The organism is Serratia sp. BFP-2025 (assembly GCF_050880365.1).
In the GTDB taxonomy this organism is placed as follows: domain Bacteria; phylum Pseudomonadota; class Gammaproteobacteria; order Enterobacterales; family Enterobacteriaceae; genus Serratia; species Serratia surfactantfaciens.
Genome location: NZ_JBPAFV010000001.1, coordinates 306530 through 324023 on the forward strand (window position 1 = coordinate 306530; position 17494 = coordinate 324023).

Genomic DNA, 17494 nt, shown 5'->3' on the forward strand with positions numbered 1-17494 from the left:
CGTCGTTCCTCGGGTGCGGGCGAGCCCGCGCCTCCATAATCACATGTGCTGGGGTGTTCTATGTTGCATGGACTGATTCATCGCATTGGTCTGTCACCGAAATTGCTGCTGGGCTATGCCGGCGTGCTGGTGTTCATGATGGGCGAAGGGCTGGAGCAAGGATGGCTGTCGCCTTATTTGATCGGCAAGGGGCTTAGCATTCAAGAATCGGCGTTGTTGTTCAGCGTTTATGGCTTCGCCGCCGCAATCGCCGCCTGGTTTTCCGGGGTATTGGCGGAGATCTTCACCGCCCGGCGAGTCATGCTGGCGGGTTTGCTGCTGTTTTTGTTCGGTTCGGTGTGTTTTCTGACGTTCGGGTTGCCGAGCAACAACCTGTCGATCATGGTGCCGACCTATGCGCTGCGAGGTTTGGGTTATCCGCTGTTCGCTTACGGTTTTCTGGTGTGGGTGGCGTATGAGGCGCCGCCGGAAAGGCTGGGGTCGGCGGTGGGGATTTTCTGGTTCGTCTACAGCGGCGGGCTCAGCGTGTTGGGGGTGCTGTATTCCAGCATCATGCTGCCTTATCTCGGCGAAATCCACACGCTGTGGAGCGCGCTTATCTTCGTCGTGCTGGGCGCGGTGATTGCGCTGATGCTCAATCGCAGCGAAGGCACCGCGGAGCGCGGCAATCGGGAAAAAGCCTCGCTGGCTTACGTTCTGAAAGGCATCACCATCGCGTTCGAAAACCCGAAGATCGGCCTGGGCGGCATCGTGCGCACCATTAATACCTCTGCGGCTTACGGCTTCGTCGTATTCATGCCGATGTACATGATGGATATGGGCTTCACCCGTACGCATTGGCTGCAGATGTACGCCGCGCTGTGGACGGTCAACATCATTTTCAACCTGATTTTCGGCGTGATCAGCGACGGTCTCGGCTGGCGCAATGTGGTGATGTGGTTCGGCTGCGTCGGCTGCGCCCTGACCACGCTGATGTTCTACTACGTGCCGCAATTCTTCGGCGCCAACTACCTGCTGACCGTTTGCGCCGCCGGTTTGTTCGGCGCCTGCCTGGCGGCGTTCGTGCCATTGTCGGCCATCATGCCGTCGCTGGCGCCGGACAATAAGGGCGCGGCGATGTCGATTCTCAATCTGGGCGCCGGCTTGAGCACCTTTGTCGGCCCGGCGGTGGTGGGGCTGTTTATCGGCAGCCTGGGCACCGTTGGCGTGATCTGGATCTTTACCGGCTTGTACCTGTTCAGCGGCGTGCTGATGAAATTCGTCACGCTGCCGAAGGAAAACGCGACGGTGGCGGAAGAACGCGGCGCGAGTTTGGCGAAAATATCCTGACCGATGGTGAAGTTCACAGTTTTAAGGGGAAATTTATGATTAATCATCAAACTATGCCGCCACGCGAACTCTCGCTGCAGGGCAAGGTGGCGTTGATTACCGGCGGCGCTGCGGGTATCGGTCTCGCGATCGCCGAACGCTATCTGCAAAACGGCGCACGCGTGGTGCTGCTTGACCGTGCACCGCAGGTGGTGGAAGTGGCGCGGCAACTGCACGCCGAGGCGGCGTTGGGCGTTGTGGCTGACGTGACCGATTCGGCCTCGGTGGACCGGGCGGTGGCGCAGGCCGAAGCGCATTTCGGGCGGCTGGACGTGCTGGTCAACAGCGCCGGTATCGTCGCGCTGCATCCGGCCGAGGAGCTGCCGGAAACGGCGTGGGATGCAACCCTGGCGGTCAATCTGAAAGGCGTGTTTCTCACCTGCCAGGCGGTGGGGCGCCGTTTCATTCGCCAGCGCGGCGGCAGCATCATCAATCTCGCCTCGCAGGCCGGCGTAGTGGCTTTGCCTAATCACCTGGCCTATTGCGCCAGCAAAGCGGGCGTTATCGGCTTGACCCAGGTGCTGGCGTTGGAGTGGGGGCCGTACAACGTGCGGGTCAACGCCATTTCACCCACCGTGGTTTTGACGGAGCTGGGGCGCAAAGCCTGGTCTGGCGAGGTAGCGGAGCAGATGAAGCAGAAAATTCCGCTGCGGCGCTTCGCCGAGCCGCAAGATATCGCCGCCAGCGCTCTGTTTTTGGCCGGTGACGCGGCAGCGATGATAACCGGCGCCAACCTGGTGGTCGACGGCGGATACACCATTCAATAATTCCTTATTCAGGCGACAGAGAGGCCGCGATGAACAGAATCATTAACGATCCCGATCACGTAGTGGAAGACGCCATTCAGGGCTATCAGCTGGCCCATCCGAACTATTACGCCGCCACCGACAATGCGCGGGTGTTGAAATACCCGGCGGCGCCGATCGCCGGTAAAGTGGGCATTGTCACCGGCGGCGGTTCCGGTCATGAGCCGGCGTTCCTGGGTTATGTCGGCAAGAACATGCTGGACGCCGTTGCGATTGGCGAAATTTTTTCTTCTCCTACGGCAGGGGCGTTTCTCGACGCCTTCAAGGCGGCGGACAGCGGTGCCGGCGTGGCTTGTTTGTACGGCAACTACGCCGGCGACAACATGAACGTCAAGATGGCGATCAAGAAGGCCACGGCGGCCGGCATACGGGTGAAAACCGTGGTGGCCAATGATGATGTCGCCTCGGCGCCGGCCAGTGAAATCGAGAAGCGACGCGGCGTGGCCGGAGAAATTCTGATGTGGAAGGTCGGCGCGGCGGCGGCGGCCAAGGGCTACGATCTGGACGGCGTGATCGGCGCGGCGCAAAAAGCCATCGACCGGTGTCGTTCGATCGGCGTCGGCCTCAGTTCCTGCACCATTCCCGCGGTCGGCAAACCCAATTTTCATATCGAAGACGGCAAGATGGAGATCGGCATCGGCCATCACGGCGAACCGGGTATTGAGGTATCGCCGATCCAGTCGGCGTCGGCGATGGCCGGCACCATGCTCGACTTCGTGCTCAACGACATGCCGCTGGAACAGGGCCAGGAGGTGGCGTTGCTGATCTCCGGGCTCGGCGCCACGCCGGTGATGGAGCTGTATATCTATTACGCCGAAATCGAGCGCCGGTTGACGGCGAAAGGCGTGCGGGTGCATCGGCGCTACGTCGGCAATTACTTCACGTCGCTGGAAATGATGGGCGTGACGCTGACGCTGATGACGCTGGATGACGAACTGAAAACGCTGCTGGACATGCCGGCGCAATCCTTAGGTTTAACGCAGGTGGAGTGAATCATGACGGAACAAATTTCAACCCGGTACGGCAGTGAGATCGTTGCGGGGCTGATAGAAACCATTGTCAGCAACCGCGAATACCTGAGCGAAATCGACGGCGCCATCGGCGACGGTGATCACGGCATTAATATGTCGAAGGGATTCGCGATGTGCGGCGACGCCATTCGCGGCCGCGAGCTCACGCTGGCGCAGGCGTTCGATGCGGTTTCGGATGCGCTGATGGAGGGCATCGGCGGTTCGATGGGACCGTTGTACGGTAGCCTGTTCATGGGCATGGCGGAGAGCGTTCGTGAGCGCAGCGTGCTGGATAAGCAGGCGTTTCTGGCGATGTTGCACGGCGGATTGAGCGAACTGCAGGACATCAGCAGCGCGGGCGTGGGCGACAAGTGTCTGATGGATACGCTGATACCGGCGGTAACGGCATTTGAACAAGCGGCGGGGCGCTGTGACGACTTTGCCGCAGCGCTGGAACAAATGAAAATCGCCGCAGAGCGCGGGCGGGACTCCACCCGCGAGCTGGTGGCGAAAATCGGCCGCGCCAGTCGTCTGGGCGAGCGTTCGCGCGGCGTACTGGACGCCGGTGCGGTCTCTTGTTGTCTGCTCTTGACCCGATTGGCGGACGAGGTGGAGCAACGACTGAATACCGTTGCCGCTTGAACGCGTTATACTAGCGGGCATTCAGCCTTGTCGGAGGGCGGCGTATCGTCCCTCCGCCATCATCAACCGGCCTGCCGTGGGGAAACGTCTAACGGATGGAAAAACAAACTGTGTCCCAGGATAACGAACTGCTGACTGAAATCGCCGTGGCTTATTATCAGGATGAGATCACGCAGGAAGAGATCGCCAAGAAGTTCGGCATCTCGCGGATCAAAGTCGGTCGCTTGCTCAAACGCGCCAAGGAAGAGGGCATCGTCGAGATCAACGTGCGTTATCACCCGGTATTCAGTACCCGGCTGGAGCAACAAATGCTGGAGCGTTTTCCCATCAGCCGCGCGCTGATTGCGCTCGACCATCAGGACGAAGAGGAGCAGCGGCGACAGGTGGCGGCGCTGGTGTCCAACTATCTGGCAATGTCGTTGAAAGACGAAATGGTGTTGGCGGTCGGGCAGGGACGCAACGTGGCGGCGATCGCCGATCACGTCGGCAGCGTGACGGAACGCAACTGCAAGTTTATCTGTGGCATCGGCGGCACGCACCGTCCGGGCGATGCGATCAACGCCGACCACATCAGCCGGCGTTTGGCGAAGAAGTTCGGCGGCAGCAGCGAGACGCTCTATGCTCCGGCCTACGTCGAAAATCGCGCGTTGAAAGAGGCTTTCATGCAGAACGGCACGATTAAGGAAACGCTGGATCGCGCCCGTAAAGCCGATGTGGCGCTGGTTGGCATTGGCGATATGAATGAAAACAGCTACATGGTGAAGTTGGGCTGGTTCACGCCGCATGAGATTATCGACGCCAGCCTTAATCAGGGCGTGATCGGCGATATCGCCGGCTATGACTTTTTCAACGCTCAGGGGCAGCACGTCGACACGGTGATGAATGACCGAGTGATCGGGCTGAGCATTGATGAACTGCGCAAAATTCCTTGTGTGATCGCCATTGCTTCCGAGAATACCAAGGCGCTGGCGATTCTGGGGGCATTGCGCACCGGCGCCATCGATATTATCGCCACCAGCGCGCTCAATGTGCGCACTATCCTCAACATGTCGCAATAGCGGCACCTGCAAAAAAAAGGGTTCAGCGCCAGGCTGAACCCTCCAGAGATGTCCCCCTTTTGACGGATTAGTTGCTCAGGTTGACGTCGATCGCCTGATAGAAGGCGTTGGCGGTGTCGGCTATGTCCCACACGGCAAGGATCACGTGCGAACCGCTGCGATCTGCTGGTATGTTGCACTGGTGGGTGACCTGAGCGGCCGGGATGGCGCCGCCATCGTTGAACTGGCAGAACGGCGTCAGGTCAAAGGAAGCGCGGGTCAGTGGCTGAGAAGCGTCCCAGTTCGGTTTGGTGATGAAATAGCGCCAGCTGGTGGTGCTGTGACGTGCGGTCAGCTTCCAGGTAAAGGAGTTCGGGCCGGTTTTCAGGTTGAGCTTGTTCCAGCGCGTCGGCGTTTGCTGATCCAACTCGAAGAAAGTGGACTTGTTGGCGCTGGCGATGTGGCCGTCAACCGGGCCGGCCTGCGGGAAGCCTTTCAGGCCTTCGACGCTCTGCGGTTCATATTGCACGCTGCCGCACTGCGTGTTGAGCTGCAGTTTGCACTGATAGGCGCGGCTGGCCGGCGACTCGACATAACCGTGGGCATTCGCCTGTTGCGAAACGCCGAACATGGCCGCGCTCAGCAGGCCCAGAGAGAGCAGGGTACGGGAAGTTTTGTTCATAAGTCACTCCTGACTGAAATTATGTTGTAAGTTGAGCGTATTTCACCGACAAAATGAGAGACTAATTACGCAATTGGGAATAACCCTTCTTGTCGGCTTGTTTTATTTTTATCATTCTGGTTGTGCGATAGAGCGGAATGTTTTAACGGCTATTAACGAAAATTATTATGATGACGATCTTTGATCGTTAGGCTGAATTTATTTAACTGTCACAGTGTAAAAACACGGCGCTATGATGAAATTTATATCATGTAGTGATGAATAGTATTTAAGATAGCGCTCTCATTTATGAAGTATATTGCTTGTTGCCTTGAGTACCCTTGTTCGACTTGATCGATTTTTGTGCGCCACCACCTCGGGAATTTAGTGTCATTTTTCTTATTTTATTTTAAAGAGGAATTTGTATGACTAGATTATCCCTGGACGCGATTAAAATAATCAGCACCATCAAGAGCACCGGCTCTTTCTCTATGGCGGCGGAGGCGTTGCATAAAACGCCTTCGGCGATCTCTTATCGGGTTTCCAATATTGAAAGCAAACTCTGTGTGAAACTTTTTCATCGCAATGGCCCTATGATTACCCTGACGGATGAAGGGGAGTTTCTCCTGCAGGAAGGCAGTTGGATTTTAAATGCGGTGCAGGATCTGGAAAGCCGGGTGCGCAACATCCCCAAGCTGGACAATAATATCCGCCTGGCGGTAGACACCTTCTTCCCGCTGGAAACGCTGACGCAGGATATCCGCGACTATATTCAACATTGCCCGAACGCCAATATCTCTGTGCAGCGGGAAGCGTTGAACGGCACCTGGGATGCGCTGAAGAACAACCGGGCGGATCTGATCATCGCCATCGGCCAAATCCCCGACAGCGTGCAGGCCAAAACCCTGATGCTCGGCAAGCTCAATTTCGTGATGTGTGTATCGCCTTCCCACCCGTTCGCGGCGCAGAGAAAGCCGGTATGCAAGAAGCAGCGGCTGAACGACATCGTGGTAGTGATCGCCGACAGCAGCCATGAGCTGCCCAAACGCAATCACGGCACGCTGCCTCTGCAGCGTCAACTGGTGGTATGCGATGTGGAAAGCAACCTGGCGCTGCTCAAGCGCGGCATCGGCCACGCTTTTTTGCCGCCTGCGCTGATCGAAAAGGAATTGGCCAGCGGTGAACTGGTGACGGTGCCGGTGGAGATGCAAAAGGGCGACGAAATGATTTGGCTGGCGTGGCATCCGGCCAGCAAGGGCGCCGGGTTTAACTGGTGGCATGAGCGGCTGACGCGCAAAAGCGATGTCTACAGCCTGATGGGCCGCGAAGTGGTGCGGGATGGCGGTTATCCATGGTGCCATAACTGAAGGAATAGAGACGAAGGGACGCGAAAATCAAACGGTTAACTCAATGAAAACCCCGCAGCATTCGGCTACGGGGTTTTTTTATGGTTTACGCCACGCGGCCCACCTTCAGCCAGGCGCTGTCTGAACCCGGCGCAGAGGTGATGTACCCCCACTTGGTCTGCCAGACGTAACCCTGATAGGACACCAGCGCGCCCTGCGCGTAAATGGTGCCCGGCACGTAGGCCGGTGCCGTCATGATCGGCAGGTTGCCGGGGCCGACGCCGGTGTAGCGCAGGCCGGTGCCCATATCCAGCTGGCTGTCGTCGTAGTCCGCGGCGTTGAAATAGCGATCCAGCGCGGCCAGCAGATCGCCGTTGCGGTTGTCTTGCCCCAGATGCCAGAACATCACGCCGCCCAGCTGCTGCTGCTTGATGTACTTCGCTTTGTATTTGAAGCTCTCGGCGTCGTCATAGGTGACGAACAATCCTTTCTGCGCATGATACAGGTAAGGGGTTTTGGTCTTGTCGTTCCACAACCGCTGATAGCCGTAGTTGCCCTGCAGCATCTGCTCCAGCTGGCGATAGGACGCGATACGCGGATCCTTGTCGCGCACACACTCTTCGCAGCCCACCAGCCAGTAGTCGGTGCTCGGATACGGATCTTCGCCCGGCGTGCTGTGGCTGCTGTATTGCCCGCCGTTGCCGCCGCTGACGCCCTTGAAGGCGCGGCCGTAAAACGGCACGCCCATCACGATTTTGGCGCTCGGCACCCCTTCCATCATCAGGTGTTGCTGCACCGCGGCATCGACCGTCAGGCTGAACTGGCTGGGGAAGGCGCGGGTCAGCTCTTCCCAGCTCCAGCCCAGATTGGCTTCGCGCAGCGCATTGTAGAAGGTCGGCCCGGCCGCGTCGCCGAACAGCGCCGCCTGGTGGTTGGTGATCTTCTCCCAGGGGCCGGCCAGATCGTAGGTCATCAGGTTGATGTAATCGAGCGGCGCGACGATCTGCGCCAGCTTGCTGTAATAGCGCGACAGGAAGAAGGCGCCGCCGGCGCCGGCGATGGTCAACTGATACGGCAGCGCCTGGCGGCCGTCAGCGACGGTTTGCTGATTCAGCAGGGTGCGGATCTCTTGCAGCGCGGCGATGAAGCCGTCCACTTCTGCCGCTTGCGGATACTCCCAGTCGATGTCCACGCCGTCGAAGCCGTAATCCTTCATGATGCGTACGCAGGATTGGGCGAACTTGGTGCGCGACGCCGGGGTTTTCACCGCGTTGACGTAGTTGGCGTGCGACACGCCCAGATCGTTGGAGTAGTACCAGCCGCCGATGGAGAACATGATGCGCAGGTTGGGGTTGTGCGCTTTGAGCGCGGTCAGGCGCTTGACCACATCGCGCGCTTTGGCGTCGTTGGTGGCCGGATCCCAGGCGCATTCCAGGTTGCTGTTGATATCCAGGAAAGAGAAGTTGATGTGCGTCAGCTGTTTGGCTTTGGCCGGCGTGATGTTGGATACCGGGAATGGCACGATGGAGGTATCGGACTCGGTGTAATTATTGATTTGGTTGGTTGGAATAAAATAATACCCAATAACGGCTTTGCGTGTGGACATGGTATTTCTCCAGAGTGGATGTTTTTATGATGGGGAAGTATTTCCCACCGCCATTAATGTTTATTTTTCGTAAAAACAAAAGTCGAAATAAATCACGATAATAATGAAATTTTATTAACTGTCGCATCCACGGGCGCTAATCTGTTGTGCCAGCGTTCAGCATGAATGAATTCGACCATAGGTCCTGTATTTATTCATTTGCTTTGTAATAGCATCCTTAACTAGATTCTGATTATCCGATGTCCCACCGGCCGTGATTGGCATTTAATTAAAAATAAAAAGGAGATGAGCTATGTCCAGCATAGAGCCTGACGCTGTTGGCTTAATAGTCCAGCGAGTATGTGAATATCTTCAGCCGGTATTGAACGCCATTCTGGCTGGCGTGATGGCGTTATTACATGGCGCCTATCGCAACGTGGGCATTCGGCGACGCTTATTGAATGCGGCGATGTGTGCGCTGTTGGCCTGGACGGTGCGCGATGCGTTAGCGCTGATGGGCCTGGAATTAAAATGGGCGAATTTGGCCAGCGTACTGATTGGTTTTATGGGGGCGGATTACATCAACGCCCTAATTAAAAAATTTATCGGTAAAAAGACGGGGTTTAAAAATGTTAAATGACATCGAAGATATTCGCTTTACCGCCCGCAGCGAAGAAAATCTGCGTGGCGTGCATCCGGATTTGGTGCGCGTTATTCGTTTGGCGCTGCGTTATTCACTGGTGCCGTTTTCCGTCAGCGAGGGGCTGCGCAGCATGGCACGCCAGCGGGAAATGGTGCGTGCCGGCAGCAGCCAAACGCTGCGCAGCCGCCACCTGACCGGCCATGCGGTGGACGTGGTGGCGATGCCGGCGGGCGTGGTCTCCTGGGAGTGGGATTACTATGCGCAGATTGCGGTGGCGGTACGGCGCGCGGCGCGTGAATGCTGTATCAACGTCGAATGGGGCGGCGAATGGAAAACCCTCAAGGATGGCCCGCACTTCCAGCTGCCGTTTCGGGACTACCCGGCATGAGCGGCTGGCTGCAGAAGCTGGCGCAGGGCGGGTTGTTGTTGCTGTTGCTGGCGGCCATTTGCCTCGGCGGCTATAGCTCGCTGTTGTCGCACCAGTTGGCCTCCGCGCGGCAACAGGCGGCGGAATTGCAGAAAAGCCTGGCGCAGCAGGCGGGGCTTATCGCCACCTTGCAGACTCAGGACGCGCAAAACCGCGCGCTGATGGCGGCGCAGCAGCGGCAGGAACAGCAGCTGCGCCAGCAACACGACGCTTATCAGAGGAAATACCGTGAAGCGATTAAAAACGATCCCTGCGCCGCTCGGCCTCTGCCTGGCGCTGTGCTTGAGCTCCTGCGCCCAGCCGCCGGCGCCGCAGGCCGTGCCGCTGTTGCCCCCTGAGTCGGTGTTCGCGCCCTGCGAACAGCCGCAGCTGCAGGGGGAGACTTGGGGTGATGCGGTAAGCTATACCCTGGCGTTACAAACCTCGTTACACATTTGCGCCGGCCAGGTGGAGACGCTCAACGCCTGGCGCGCCACGCTGCCGTCGCACTGACGGCGGCGCTTCTCTGACTCGTCCCGCAGGCCTTCTTTTTTTACTTTTAAAACGGTATTTCGACCAAGGTTATGGCGTGCTTCAAAGTTTGTGATGTTTCTCTCACTATACTTCAAGGCTGTGCCCTGTCATTGTACCTGGGCGCCATGGCCCACGGCAGGGCGCAGCCTCAAAGCCTTACCTCAACATAAAAGCAAAAAACAAAGGAATCCATAATGGACGAACAGCTCAAACAGAGTGCCCTTGATTTCCATCAGTTTCCTGTCCCAGGGAAGATCCAGGTTTCCCCCACCAAACCGTTGGCGACCCAGCGCGATCTGGCGCTGGCCTATTCGCCGGGCGTCGCCGCGCCTTGCCTCGAGATCGCCGAAGATCCGCTGGCGGCGTACAAATACACCGCGCGCGGCAATCTGGTGGCGGTGATTTCCAACGGCACGGCGGTACTGGGGCTGGGCAATATCGGCGCGTTGGCCGGTAAGCCGGTGATGGAAGGCAAGGGCGTTTTGTTCAAGAAGTTTTCCGGTATTGATGTATTTGATATCGAAGTGGATGAGCATAACCCTGACAAATTAATCGACATTATCGCCGCGTTGGAACCGACCTTCGGCGGTATCAACCTGGAAGACATCAAGGCGCCGGAGTGTTTCTACATCGAGCAGAAACTGCGTGAGCGCATGAAGATCCCGGTGTTCCACGACGACCAGCACGGCACGGCGATCATCACCACTGCGGCGGTGCTCAACGGCCTGCGCGTGGTGAAGAAGAATATCTCCGACGTGCGTTTGGTGGTGTCCGGTGCCGGCGCGGCGTCTATCGCCTGTCTGAACCTGCTGGTGGCGCTGGGGCTGCGTCAACAGAACATCACCGTCTGTGACTCGAAGGGCGTCATCTATAAAGGCCGCGACGCCAACATGGAGCAGACCAAGGCCGCCTATGCCATCGAGGATAACGGCCAGCGCACGTTGGGCGATGCCATCCCGAACGCCGACATCTTCCTCGGTTGCTCCGGCCCGGGCGTCCTGACGCAGGATATGGTGAAAACCATGGCGCGCGATCCGCTGATCATGGCGCTGGCTAACCCGGAACCGGAAATTCTGCCGCCGCTGGCCAAAGCGGTGCGTCCGGACGCCATCATCTGCACCGGCCGTTCCGACTACCCGAACCAGGTGAACAACGTATTGTGCTTCCCGTTCATCTTCCGCGGCGCGCTCGACGTGGGCGCGACCACCATCAACGAAGAGATGAAGCTGGCCTGCGTGCATGCCATCGCCGATCTGGCGCTGGCGGAGCAGAGCGACGTGGTGGCTTCTGCGTATGACGACCAGGATCTCTCCTTCGGGCCGGAATACATCATTCCGAAACCGTTCGATCCGCGCCTGATCGTCAAGATCGCGCCGGCGGTAGCCAAGGCGGCGATGGACTCCGGCGTGGCGACGCGCCCGATCGAAGACTTCGACGCCTATGTGGAGAAGCTGGCAGAGTTCGTCTACAAAACCAACCTGTTCATGAAACCGATCTTCTCGCAGGCGCGCAAAGAGGTGAAGCGGGTGGTGCTGGCGGAAGGCGAGGAAGAGCGCGTGCTGCACGCCACGCAGGAGCTGGTGTCGCAGGGGCTGGCCTTCCCGATCCTGGTCGGCCGTCCGAGCGTGATCGAGATGCGCTTGAAAAAGCTGGGCCTGCAGCTGACGCCGGGCAAAGATTTCGAAGTGGTGAACAACGAGTCGGATCCGCGCTTCAACGAATACTGGGGCGAGTACTACCAGATCATGAAACGCCGCGGCGTTTCGCAAGAGCAGGCGCGGCGCGCGGTGATCGGCAACCCGACGCTGATCGCCGCCATCATGCTGCATCGCGGCGAAGCGGATGCGATGATCTGCGGCACCATCGGCAGCTACCACGAGCATTACGACGTGGTGAAGAACGTATTCGGTTTCCGTGAAGGCGCGCACGTCGCCGGTGCGATGAACGCGTTGTTGCTGCCGAGCGGCAACACCTTTATCGCCGACACCTACGTCAACGACGATCCGACGCCGGAACAGCTGGCGGAGATCACCCTGATGGCGGCGGAGACCGTGCGTCGCTTCGGCATTGAGCCGAAGGTGGCGCTGCTGTCTCATTCCAGCTTCGGCTCGTCTGACTGCCCGGCGGCGCGCAAGATGCGCAAAACGCTGGAGCTGGTGAATGAGCTGGCGCCGGAGCTGGAGATCGACGGCGAAATGCACGGCGATGCCGCGCTGGTGGAAAGCATTCGTCACGATCTGATGCCGGACAGCCCGCTGAAAGGCTCGGCCAACCTGCTGATCATGCCGAACATGGAAGCCGCGCGCATCAGCTACAACCTGCTGCGCGTCTCCTGCTCGGAAGGGGTGACCGTCGGGCCGGTGCTGATGGGGGTCGCCAAGCCGGTGCACATCCTGACGCCGATCGCCTCGGTGCGCCGCATCGTCAACATGGTGGCGCTGGCGGTAGTGGAAGCCCAGACCGAACCGTTGTAAGGCCGGGCTGAGTGACTGGCCCCCTGCGCCCTTGGCGCCGGGGGCTTTTTTATTTCCAGCGGACGTGGTACAAATAATCGTCAAACATGTACATGTACAGGTAAAGGAAATGACTACGATTAGCTACACGGCGGCCAGAAACAACCTTGCCGAGGTGCTTTTGGAAGCGCAAAAACAGCCGGTGGAAGTGACGCGCCGCGGACACGATGAGGTTTACATCATCAGTAAGGCCGACTATGAGGTTTTGGTCAAAGCCAAGGTGAAAGCGCGCATTCAGGCTAAACACGCGGATACGATTAAGGCGCTGGCCAATAGATGATCTTTTTGACCGCAGAGGATATTGCGGAATTCAATGCTGAAATTGTGCCTCACGGCCGCCAGGATGGCAGTAAAGTTGAGGCCGTAGCCAACCGCGTGCTCAATGCTTACCACTATGAGAACGTCACCGACGTTTACCGTTTGGCCGCACTTTATCTCATTGCTATCAGTCATGGTCATATTTTTCTTGATGGCAATAAGCGCACGGCCTTCCAAAGCATGGCGTTATTTCTCGGTATCAATGGCATTGCACTGCGTGAAGATGCGCAGCTGGTTGAACTCACGGTCGAGGCTGCTCAAGGCCGCCTCAACGTCGAACAAGCCGCGGAGCAACTGCGCCGGTTAACCGAATAACCCCCTTTCTCATTTCTTGCAGCGCGCGGCGATGGCGCGGATATCCTGCGGGGTAGTGCGGCAACAGCCGCCGATCAATTGTGCGCCGAGCGCGCGCCACTCTACCGCCTGATCGACCAGACTGCCGTGCTCGCTGCCGCAGGCGTGCCAGGTTTTGCTGACTGCATCGTAATGCTCCCCGGAGTTCGGGTAGACCAGCAGCGGTTTGTCGGCCAGCGCGCTCAGCTGACGCAACGCCGGGGCGACCTTGTCCAGCGCGATGCAGTTGATACCGATGGCCAGCACCTGCGGGTTGCCGCGCAGCGCGGACATGACCTCCGTCAGCGGCGTGCCGTCGCTGAGGTGTTGGCTGTCGCGCAGGGTGAAGGCGAACCAGGCGCCGAGCGTCGGGAACTCCTGCAGCAGCGTCAGCAGCGCCTGCAGTTCAGCGAAAGACGGTAGCGTTTCGCAGGCCAGCAGATCGACGCCGGCGGCGGCCAGCGCGGTGAGGCGCGGGCGGTGGAAGGCGATCATGTCATTCTGCGCCAGCCGATAGTCGCCACGGTATTCCGATCCGTCGGCCAGATAGGCACCGTATGGGCCTACCGAACCGGCGATCAGCAGCGGCGCGGCCTGCGGGTGTTCGGCCAGATAATCGCGGCGCGCGCGTTGCGCCAGCTGCACGCTTTTGGCGATCAGCGCCAGCGACCGATCCTGATCCAGGCCGCGGCGCAAGAAGCCCTGCGGCGTGGCCTGATAGCTGGCTGTGATGGCGCACTGGGCGCCGGCGTTGAAATAATCGAGATGCACCTGATAGATAAGCTCGGGATTTTCAATCAGCACTTTGGCCGACCACAGCGGATCGGTCAGATCGCAGCCGCGCGCTTCCAGTTCGGTGGCCAGCGCGCCGTCCAGGATCAGCGTGGGCTGTTCGGCCAGCAGGTGGGCGACGGGGTTGTTAACCGACATGTTGTTCTCCCAAAGCGGTTTTTTGCCCGGCGCGCCGGGTCAGGAAATAGGTGAGGTAGCACAGGGCGACAAACGGCAGCCCGCAGTAGAGCGCAATGCGCTGCTCCGGATCGAACGCCAGTCCGATGCAGGCCAGCAGGCACAGCGCAAAGCCGAGGATCGGCGTCAATGGGTAGCCGGGCGCGCGGTATTTCAGGCCGCTTATCGGCTGGCCGCTGCGCAGGTAGGCGCGGCGGAAAGCATAGTGGGCGGCGCAGATGCTCAGCCACACCGCCACCACCGCAAAGCCGGAGATTGCCGACAGGGCGACAAACACCGTATCCGGCGCGATCACGCTGGTCAGCAGCGCCAGGACGCCGCCGAGCATGCTGAAGGTCAGGGCATTGATCGGAATGCCGCGTGCATTGACGCGGGCGAAGTAGGCCGGCAGGGTGCGCTGGTGGGCCAGTGACCACAGCATGCGCCCGGAGGCGTACAGGCCGGAGTTGGCCGCCGACAGGATGGCGGTCAGGATCACGAAGTTGAAGATATCGGCGGCGTAAGGCACGCCGATGCGTTCAAACACCAGCACGAACGGGCTTTTGACGATCCCCGCCTGATCCATTGGGATCAGCGCCGCCAGCACGAACACGGTGCCGATAAAGAACAGCATCAGGCGGATCACCGTGGTGCGGATCGCCAGCGGCACGACTTTTTCCGGGTTCTCGGTTTCACCGGCGGCGATGCCGATCAGCTCCGTGCCGGAGAAGGCGAAGTTCACCGCCACCATGGTCATCAGGATCGGCAGCGTGCCGTGCGGCAGCCAGCCGGAAGCGGTCAGGTTGTGCAGGAACGGCGCCGGGGTGCCGTCTTTCATCGGCAGCAGACCGAACATGGCGGCGCCACCCAGAATGATAAACGCCAGAATGGTCACCACTTTGATCAGCGAAAACCAGAATTCGCTTTCGGCGAAAAAGCGGGTGGTCACCACGTTAAGCAGAAAAATGGCCGCGCAGAAGATCAGGCACCACAGCCACACCGGCGACTGCGGGAACCAGTACTGCATGCAGAATCCGGCGGCGGTCAGACTGGAGCCGAGCGCCACTGTCCAGGTGAGCCAGTACAGCCAGGCGACGGCATAGCCGGTGGCCGGCCCCAGATAGCGCGAGGCATAGACGTGAAAAGCGCCGGTTTCCGGCATCGCCACCGACAGCTCACCCAGGCACAGCATCACCAGGTACACCACCAGCGCGCCGATCAGGTAGGCCAGCAGGGTGCCGAGCGCCCCGGTGGTAGAGATGATATAACCGGTGTTGAAAAACAGCCCGGTACCGATCACACCGCCCAGCGACAACATCACCAGGTGCCGGGCCTTCATGCTGCGTTTGAACTGCCCTGCGGCGGGCGCCGATGCGTGCATAATAATCTATCCGTATAGACGTCTAAATATCTGAATGGCTATTGGTTATACCCGCAATGCCTTTCCAACGCAATGCGCCACCGGCGATCGCCACGTAAAAAAATCGTTAAGTCGGATCTATATGCAAATGATAATTATTATCTATAATGTCGCCATTTTCGATAATGGGGCAACATGATGAGATATCTGATTTTATTGGCGGCGTTGGCGCTCGGCGCCTGCAGCCAAAACTCGGTGCAAACGCCGGCCAACAGCATCGACAACCTGGGTAATATCACCGATCTGCACAGCGGCGCGACCCTGACGCCTGAGCAGCTGTTGACGCGATTGGCGCAGCAGCCGCGGGTGATCGTCGGGGAAAAGCATGACAATCCTTACCACCATCAGATTGAGCAATGGCTGGTGCAGCAGCTGCCGCAGCGGCGGCCGCAGGGCAGCGTGCTGATGGAGATGATCAACCCGAACCAGCAGGCGCAGGTGGACAAAGTCAAGCAGTGGCTGCAGAGCGATCCCACAGTGCGTGACGGCCGCGTGGCGGAACTGATCGCCTGGCAGCCGGGCTGGAAGTGGGAACTGTATGGCGGGGTGACGATGGCGGCGATGCGTGCGCCATACCCGCTGTGGTCAGCCAACCTGGATCGCAGCGAGATTACGGCGTTCTATCAGCAGCCGCAGTTCCCGGCGGGGCAGTTATCGGCGCAGCCGGCGGTGCGCAAGGCGCTGGAAGAGACCATCCGCACTTCGCACGGCGGCAAGATTGAGGCCGACCAACTGCACGCGATGCTGGCGATCCAGCAGCAGCGCGATCGGCGTATGGCGGAACGTTTGCTGGCGGCACCCACGCCCGCGCTGTTGATCGCCGGTGGCTATCACGCCGCCAAATCGGTGGGCGTGCCGCTGCACGTGCGGGATCTGCAACCGGCGGCGGCCTCGACGGTGCTGATGCTGGCAGAGCCGGGCGTACAGGTTGATGCGAACACAGCGGACTACCTGTGGATCACACCATCAGTGAAATGAATACGTTAAGACAGTGAAAAGGGGTGTTAATTATATTTGCAAATGATTATCATTAGTAAATGTGATCTGCAATCATTCGCAATTAAGCAAGCTAATGCCCCTATGTTAAGTCAGTCTTATTCCCTTCCGGCCTTTGAGCTGCCGCAGCCGCGCTGGGCGCGCGGCCTGCTGCTCGCCCTGGCGGCGCACGCGGCGTTGGTATTGCTGTTTTATTGGCCGCAGACGGCGCTGGAACCGGTGGTGCTGCCGCCGCCGGCGGTGATGATGAGCTGGGCGGCGCAGATTGAAGCGCCGGAAAGCAAGCCGCTGCCGTTGGGCGTGCAGCAAGCGGAGTCCGCCGCGGCGCAGCCCGCTGAGCAGCAGCAACAGCCGGATCTGCCCAAGCTGGCGCGCGCCGATAACGCGAAAATCGTGACGGCGCAGAAGAAGCGCGCCGAACACCGCCCCCCGCAAAAAGCGCAGCCGAAACCGCAGGAACAGGCCAAAGAGACGCGCAGTGCCGCCGCGTCCAGCGCCGCCGCGCCGCAGGCGCAGACGCTCTCCCACCAAACCGCCGCGCCGATCAACAGCGATGCCAACAGCAACGCGCAGGCCAAGCTGTCGTGGGAGAGTCTGGTGAAGGGCAAGCTGAACCGCATCAAGGAATATCCCCTGGATGCCCGCAGCCGCCGGCGTAGCGGCATGCCGCAGGTCAGTTTCAGCGTCGATGCGCAGGGGCGCGTGTCGAATGTGAGCCTGCAGGTGCGTTCCGGCACCGCGTCGCTGGATCGGGAAGCGGTGGCGGTAGTGTCGCGCGCGCAGCCGTTGCCGCCGCCGCCGCCGGAGATGCTGCAGCAGGGGGCCGTCAGGGTGACGATGCCGATCGATTTCAATCTGGCGGAGCTGAACGCCCGCCGTTAATGCTGGCAGACGCCGCCTCGCCGCCGTCCGCCTTTTCAAACTTCGT

The 17494-nt window shown here is 59.5% G+C and carries 19 protein-coding genes; 15 read left to right on the forward strand and 4 right to left on the reverse strand.

Annotation, left to right across the window (positions count from 1 at the left end; genetic code table 11):
* The first annotated feature begins 60 nt into the window (after positions 1–60).
* The 5 genes from ACRAWE_RS01455 to ACRAWE_RS01475 all read left to right on the forward strand — a co-directional run bounded on the left by ACRAWE_RS01455 (position 61) and on the right by ACRAWE_RS01475 (position 4884).
* Positions 61–1329 carry an MFS transporter gene (locus ACRAWE_RS01455; RefSeq protein ID WP_154746605.1) on the forward strand — a complete coding sequence of 423 codons (1269 nt, stop codon included), beginning with the start codon at positions 61–63 and terminating at the stop codon, positions 1327–1329.
* A 35-nt stretch (positions 1330–1364) separates the two neighbouring features.
* A complete protein-coding gene (locus ACRAWE_RS01460; RefSeq protein ID WP_154746604.1) occupies positions 1365–2135 on the forward strand; it encodes an SDR family oxidoreductase in 771 nt (256 codons plus the stop codon).
* A 29-nt stretch (positions 2136–2164) separates the two neighbouring features.
* Positions 2165–3166, forward strand: a complete 1002-nt coding sequence (locus tag ACRAWE_RS01465) for a dihydroxyacetone kinase subunit DhaK (protein WP_063919844.1) — start codon at positions 2165–2167, stop codon at positions 3164–3166.
* A gap of 3 nt (positions 3167–3169) precedes the next feature.
* The gene (dhaL, locus tag ACRAWE_RS01470; protein ID WP_432524521.1) at positions 3170–3826 is read left to right on the forward strand and encodes a dihydroxyacetone kinase subunit DhaL; all 657 of its coding nucleotides are present in this window, start codon (positions 3170–3172) and stop codon (positions 3824–3826) included.
* 95 nt (positions 3827–3921) lie between these two features.
* Positions 3922–4884 (forward strand): sugar-binding transcriptional regulator, encoded by a 963-nt coding sequence (locus ACRAWE_RS01475; protein WP_063919842.1) that lies wholly within the window; start codon positions 3922–3924, stop codon positions 4882–4884.
* 67 nt (positions 4885–4951) lie between these two features.
* On the opposite strand, the gene ACRAWE_RS01480 is transcribed toward ACRAWE_RS01475, so the two are convergent.
* Complete coding sequence (locus tag ACRAWE_RS01480; RefSeq protein WP_019453872.1) at positions 4952–5545, reverse strand: lytic polysaccharide monooxygenase; 594 nt, start codon at positions 5543–5545, stop codon at positions 4952–4954.
* 404 nt (positions 5546–5949) lie between these two features.
* On the opposite strand from ACRAWE_RS01480, the gene ACRAWE_RS01485 reads away from it, so the two are divergent.
* Complete coding sequence (locus ACRAWE_RS01485) at positions 5950–6891, forward strand: LysR family transcriptional regulator (RefSeq protein ID WP_019453871.1); 942 nt, start codon at positions 5950–5952, stop codon at positions 6889–6891.
* Between the two features lie 85 nt (positions 6892–6976).
* Here the strand turns inward: ACRAWE_RS01485 and ACRAWE_RS01490 are convergent, their stop codons facing one another.
* On the reverse strand, positions 6977–8476 hold the full coding sequence (locus tag ACRAWE_RS01490; RefSeq protein WP_432524524.1) for a glycosyl hydrolase family 18 protein: 1500 nt from the start codon (positions 8474–8476) through the stop codon (positions 6977–6979).
* 292 nt (positions 8477–8768) lie between these two features.
* On the opposite strand from ACRAWE_RS01490, the gene ACRAWE_RS01495 reads away from it, so the two are divergent.
* The 7 genes from ACRAWE_RS01495 to ACRAWE_RS01525 all read left to right on the forward strand — a co-directional run bounded on the left by ACRAWE_RS01495 (position 8769) and on the right by ACRAWE_RS01525 (position 13184).
* Complete coding sequence (locus ACRAWE_RS01495) at positions 8769–9095, forward strand: phage holin, lambda family (RefSeq protein WP_004936551.1); 327 nt, start codon at positions 8769–8771, stop codon at positions 9093–9095.
* Positions 9085–9486 (forward strand): M15 family metallopeptidase, encoded by a 402-nt coding sequence (locus ACRAWE_RS01500; RefSeq protein ID WP_063919838.1) that lies wholly within the window; start codon positions 9085–9087, stop codon positions 9484–9486. The genes ACRAWE_RS01495 and ACRAWE_RS01500 overlap by 11 nt, the downstream gene beginning before the upstream one ends.
* A complete protein-coding gene (locus ACRAWE_RS01505; protein ID WP_063919837.1) occupies positions 9483–9863 on the forward strand; it encodes a DUF2570 family protein in 381 nt (126 codons plus the stop codon). Before ACRAWE_RS01500 ends, ACRAWE_RS01505 begins: the two co-directional genes overlap by 4 nt.
* Entirely contained in the window at positions 9844–10017 is a 174-nt protein-coding gene (gene lysC, locus ACRAWE_RS01510; RefSeq protein ID WP_172837464.1) for an Rz1-like lysis system protein LysC, read from the forward strand. Before ACRAWE_RS01505 ends, lysC begins: the two co-directional genes overlap by 20 nt.
* Positions 10018–10232: 215 nt before the next feature.
* Positions 10233–12512 carry an NADP-dependent oxaloacetate-decarboxylating malate dehydrogenase gene (gene maeB / locus ACRAWE_RS01515; protein WP_016926766.1) on the forward strand — a complete coding sequence of 760 codons (2280 nt, stop codon included), beginning with the start codon at positions 10233–10235 and terminating at the stop codon, positions 12510–12512.
* 109 nt (positions 12513–12621) lie between these two features.
* The gene (locus tag ACRAWE_RS01520; protein WP_004936539.1) at positions 12622–12831 is read left to right on the forward strand and encodes a type II toxin-antitoxin system Phd/YefM family antitoxin; all 210 of its coding nucleotides are present in this window, start codon (positions 12622–12624) and stop codon (positions 12829–12831) included.
* Positions 12828–13184, forward strand: a complete 357-nt coding sequence (locus ACRAWE_RS01525; protein ID WP_019453865.1) for a type II toxin-antitoxin system death-on-curing family toxin — start codon at positions 12828–12830, stop codon at positions 13182–13184. Before ACRAWE_RS01520 ends, ACRAWE_RS01525 begins: the two co-directional genes overlap by 4 nt.
* 9 nt (positions 13185–13193) lie before the next feature.
* Here the strand turns inward: ACRAWE_RS01525 and mmuM are convergent, their stop codons facing one another.
* Complete coding sequence (gene mmuM / locus ACRAWE_RS01530) at positions 13194–14132, reverse strand: homocysteine S-methyltransferase (protein ID WP_432524530.1); 939 nt, start codon at positions 14130–14132, stop codon at positions 13194–13196.
* Positions 14122–15531 carry an S-methylmethionine permease gene (gene mmuP / locus ACRAWE_RS01535; protein ID WP_015378686.1) on the reverse strand — a complete coding sequence of 470 codons (1410 nt, stop codon included), beginning with the start codon at positions 15529–15531 and terminating at the stop codon, positions 14122–14124. The genes mmuM and mmuP overlap by 11 nt, the downstream gene beginning before the upstream one ends.
* A 177-nt stretch (positions 15532–15708) precedes the next feature.
* Here mmuP and ACRAWE_RS01540 point away from each other — a divergent pair, with 177 nt between their 5' ends.
* Complete coding sequence (locus ACRAWE_RS01540; protein ID WP_063919835.1) at positions 15709–16548, forward strand: ChaN family lipoprotein; 840 nt, start codon at positions 15709–15711, stop codon at positions 16546–16548.
* A gap of 102 nt (positions 16549–16650) precedes the next feature.
* Entirely contained in the window at positions 16651–17448 is a 798-nt protein-coding gene (locus ACRAWE_RS01545; RefSeq protein WP_019453862.1) for a TonB family protein, read from the forward strand.
* The last annotated feature ends 46 nt before the right edge of the window (positions 17449–17494 follow it).

What these genes read in the sequence shown, in the direction of transcription:
- ACRAWE_RS01455 (WP_154746605.1), top strand. Translation starts at nt 61, where the DNA reads ATGTTGCATGGACTGATTCATCGCATTGGTCTGTCACCGAAATTGCTG.
- ACRAWE_RS01460 (WP_154746604.1), top strand. Translation starts at nt 1,365, where the DNA reads ATGATTAATCATCAAACTATGCCGCCACGCGAACTCTCGCTGCAGGGC.
- ACRAWE_RS01465 (WP_063919844.1), top strand. Translation starts at nt 2,165, where the DNA reads ATGAACAGAATCATTAACGATCCCGATCACGTAGTGGAAGACGCCATT.
- dhaL (WP_432524521.1), top strand. Translation starts at nt 3,170, where the DNA reads ATGACGGAACAAATTTCAACCCGGTACGGCAGTGAGATCGTTGCGGGG.
- ACRAWE_RS01475 (WP_063919842.1), top strand. Translation starts at nt 3,922, where the DNA reads ATGGAAAAACAAACTGTGTCCCAGGATAACGAACTGCTGACTGAAATC.
- ACRAWE_RS01480 (WP_019453872.1), bottom strand. Translation starts at nt 5,545, where the DNA reads ATGAACAAAACTTCCCGTACCCTGCTCTCTCTGGGCCTGCTGAGCGCG.
- ACRAWE_RS01485 (WP_019453871.1), top strand. Translation starts at nt 5,950, where the DNA reads ATGACTAGATTATCCCTGGACGCGATTAAAATAATCAGCACCATCAAG.
- ACRAWE_RS01490 (WP_432524524.1), bottom strand. Translation starts at nt 8,476, where the DNA reads ATGTCCACACGCAAAGCCGTTATTGGGTATTATTTTATTCCAACCAAC.
- ACRAWE_RS01495 (WP_004936551.1), top strand. Translation starts at nt 8,769, where the DNA reads ATGTCCAGCATAGAGCCTGACGCTGTTGGCTTAATAGTCCAGCGAGTA.
- ACRAWE_RS01500 (WP_063919838.1), top strand. Translation starts at nt 9,085, where the DNA reads ATGTTAAATGACATCGAAGATATTCGCTTTACCGCCCGCAGCGAAGAA.
- ACRAWE_RS01505 (WP_063919837.1), top strand. Translation starts at nt 9,483, where the DNA reads ATGAGCGGCTGGCTGCAGAAGCTGGCGCAGGGCGGGTTGTTGTTGCTG.
- maeB (WP_016926766.1), top strand. Translation starts at nt 10,233, where the DNA reads ATGGACGAACAGCTCAAACAGAGTGCCCTTGATTTCCATCAGTTTCCT.
- ACRAWE_RS01520 (WP_004936539.1), top strand. Translation starts at nt 12,622, where the DNA reads ATGACTACGATTAGCTACACGGCGGCCAGAAACAACCTTGCCGAGGTG.
- ACRAWE_RS01525 (WP_019453865.1), top strand. Translation starts at nt 12,828, where the DNA reads ATGATCTTTTTGACCGCAGAGGATATTGCGGAATTCAATGCTGAAATT.
- mmuM (WP_432524530.1), bottom strand. Translation starts at nt 14,132, where the DNA reads ATGTCGGTTAACAACCCCGTCGCCCACCTGCTGGCCGAACAGCCCACG.
- mmuP (WP_015378686.1), bottom strand. Translation starts at nt 15,531, where the DNA reads ATGCACGCATCGGCGCCCGCCGCAGGGCAGTTCAAACGCAGCATGAAG.
- ACRAWE_RS01540 (WP_063919835.1), top strand. Translation starts at nt 15,709, where the DNA reads ATGAGATATCTGATTTTATTGGCGGCGTTGGCGCTCGGCGCCTGCAGC.
- ACRAWE_RS01545 (WP_019453862.1), top strand. Translation starts at nt 16,651, where the DNA reads ATGTTAAGTCAGTCTTATTCCCTTCCGGCCTTTGAGCTGCCGCAGCCG.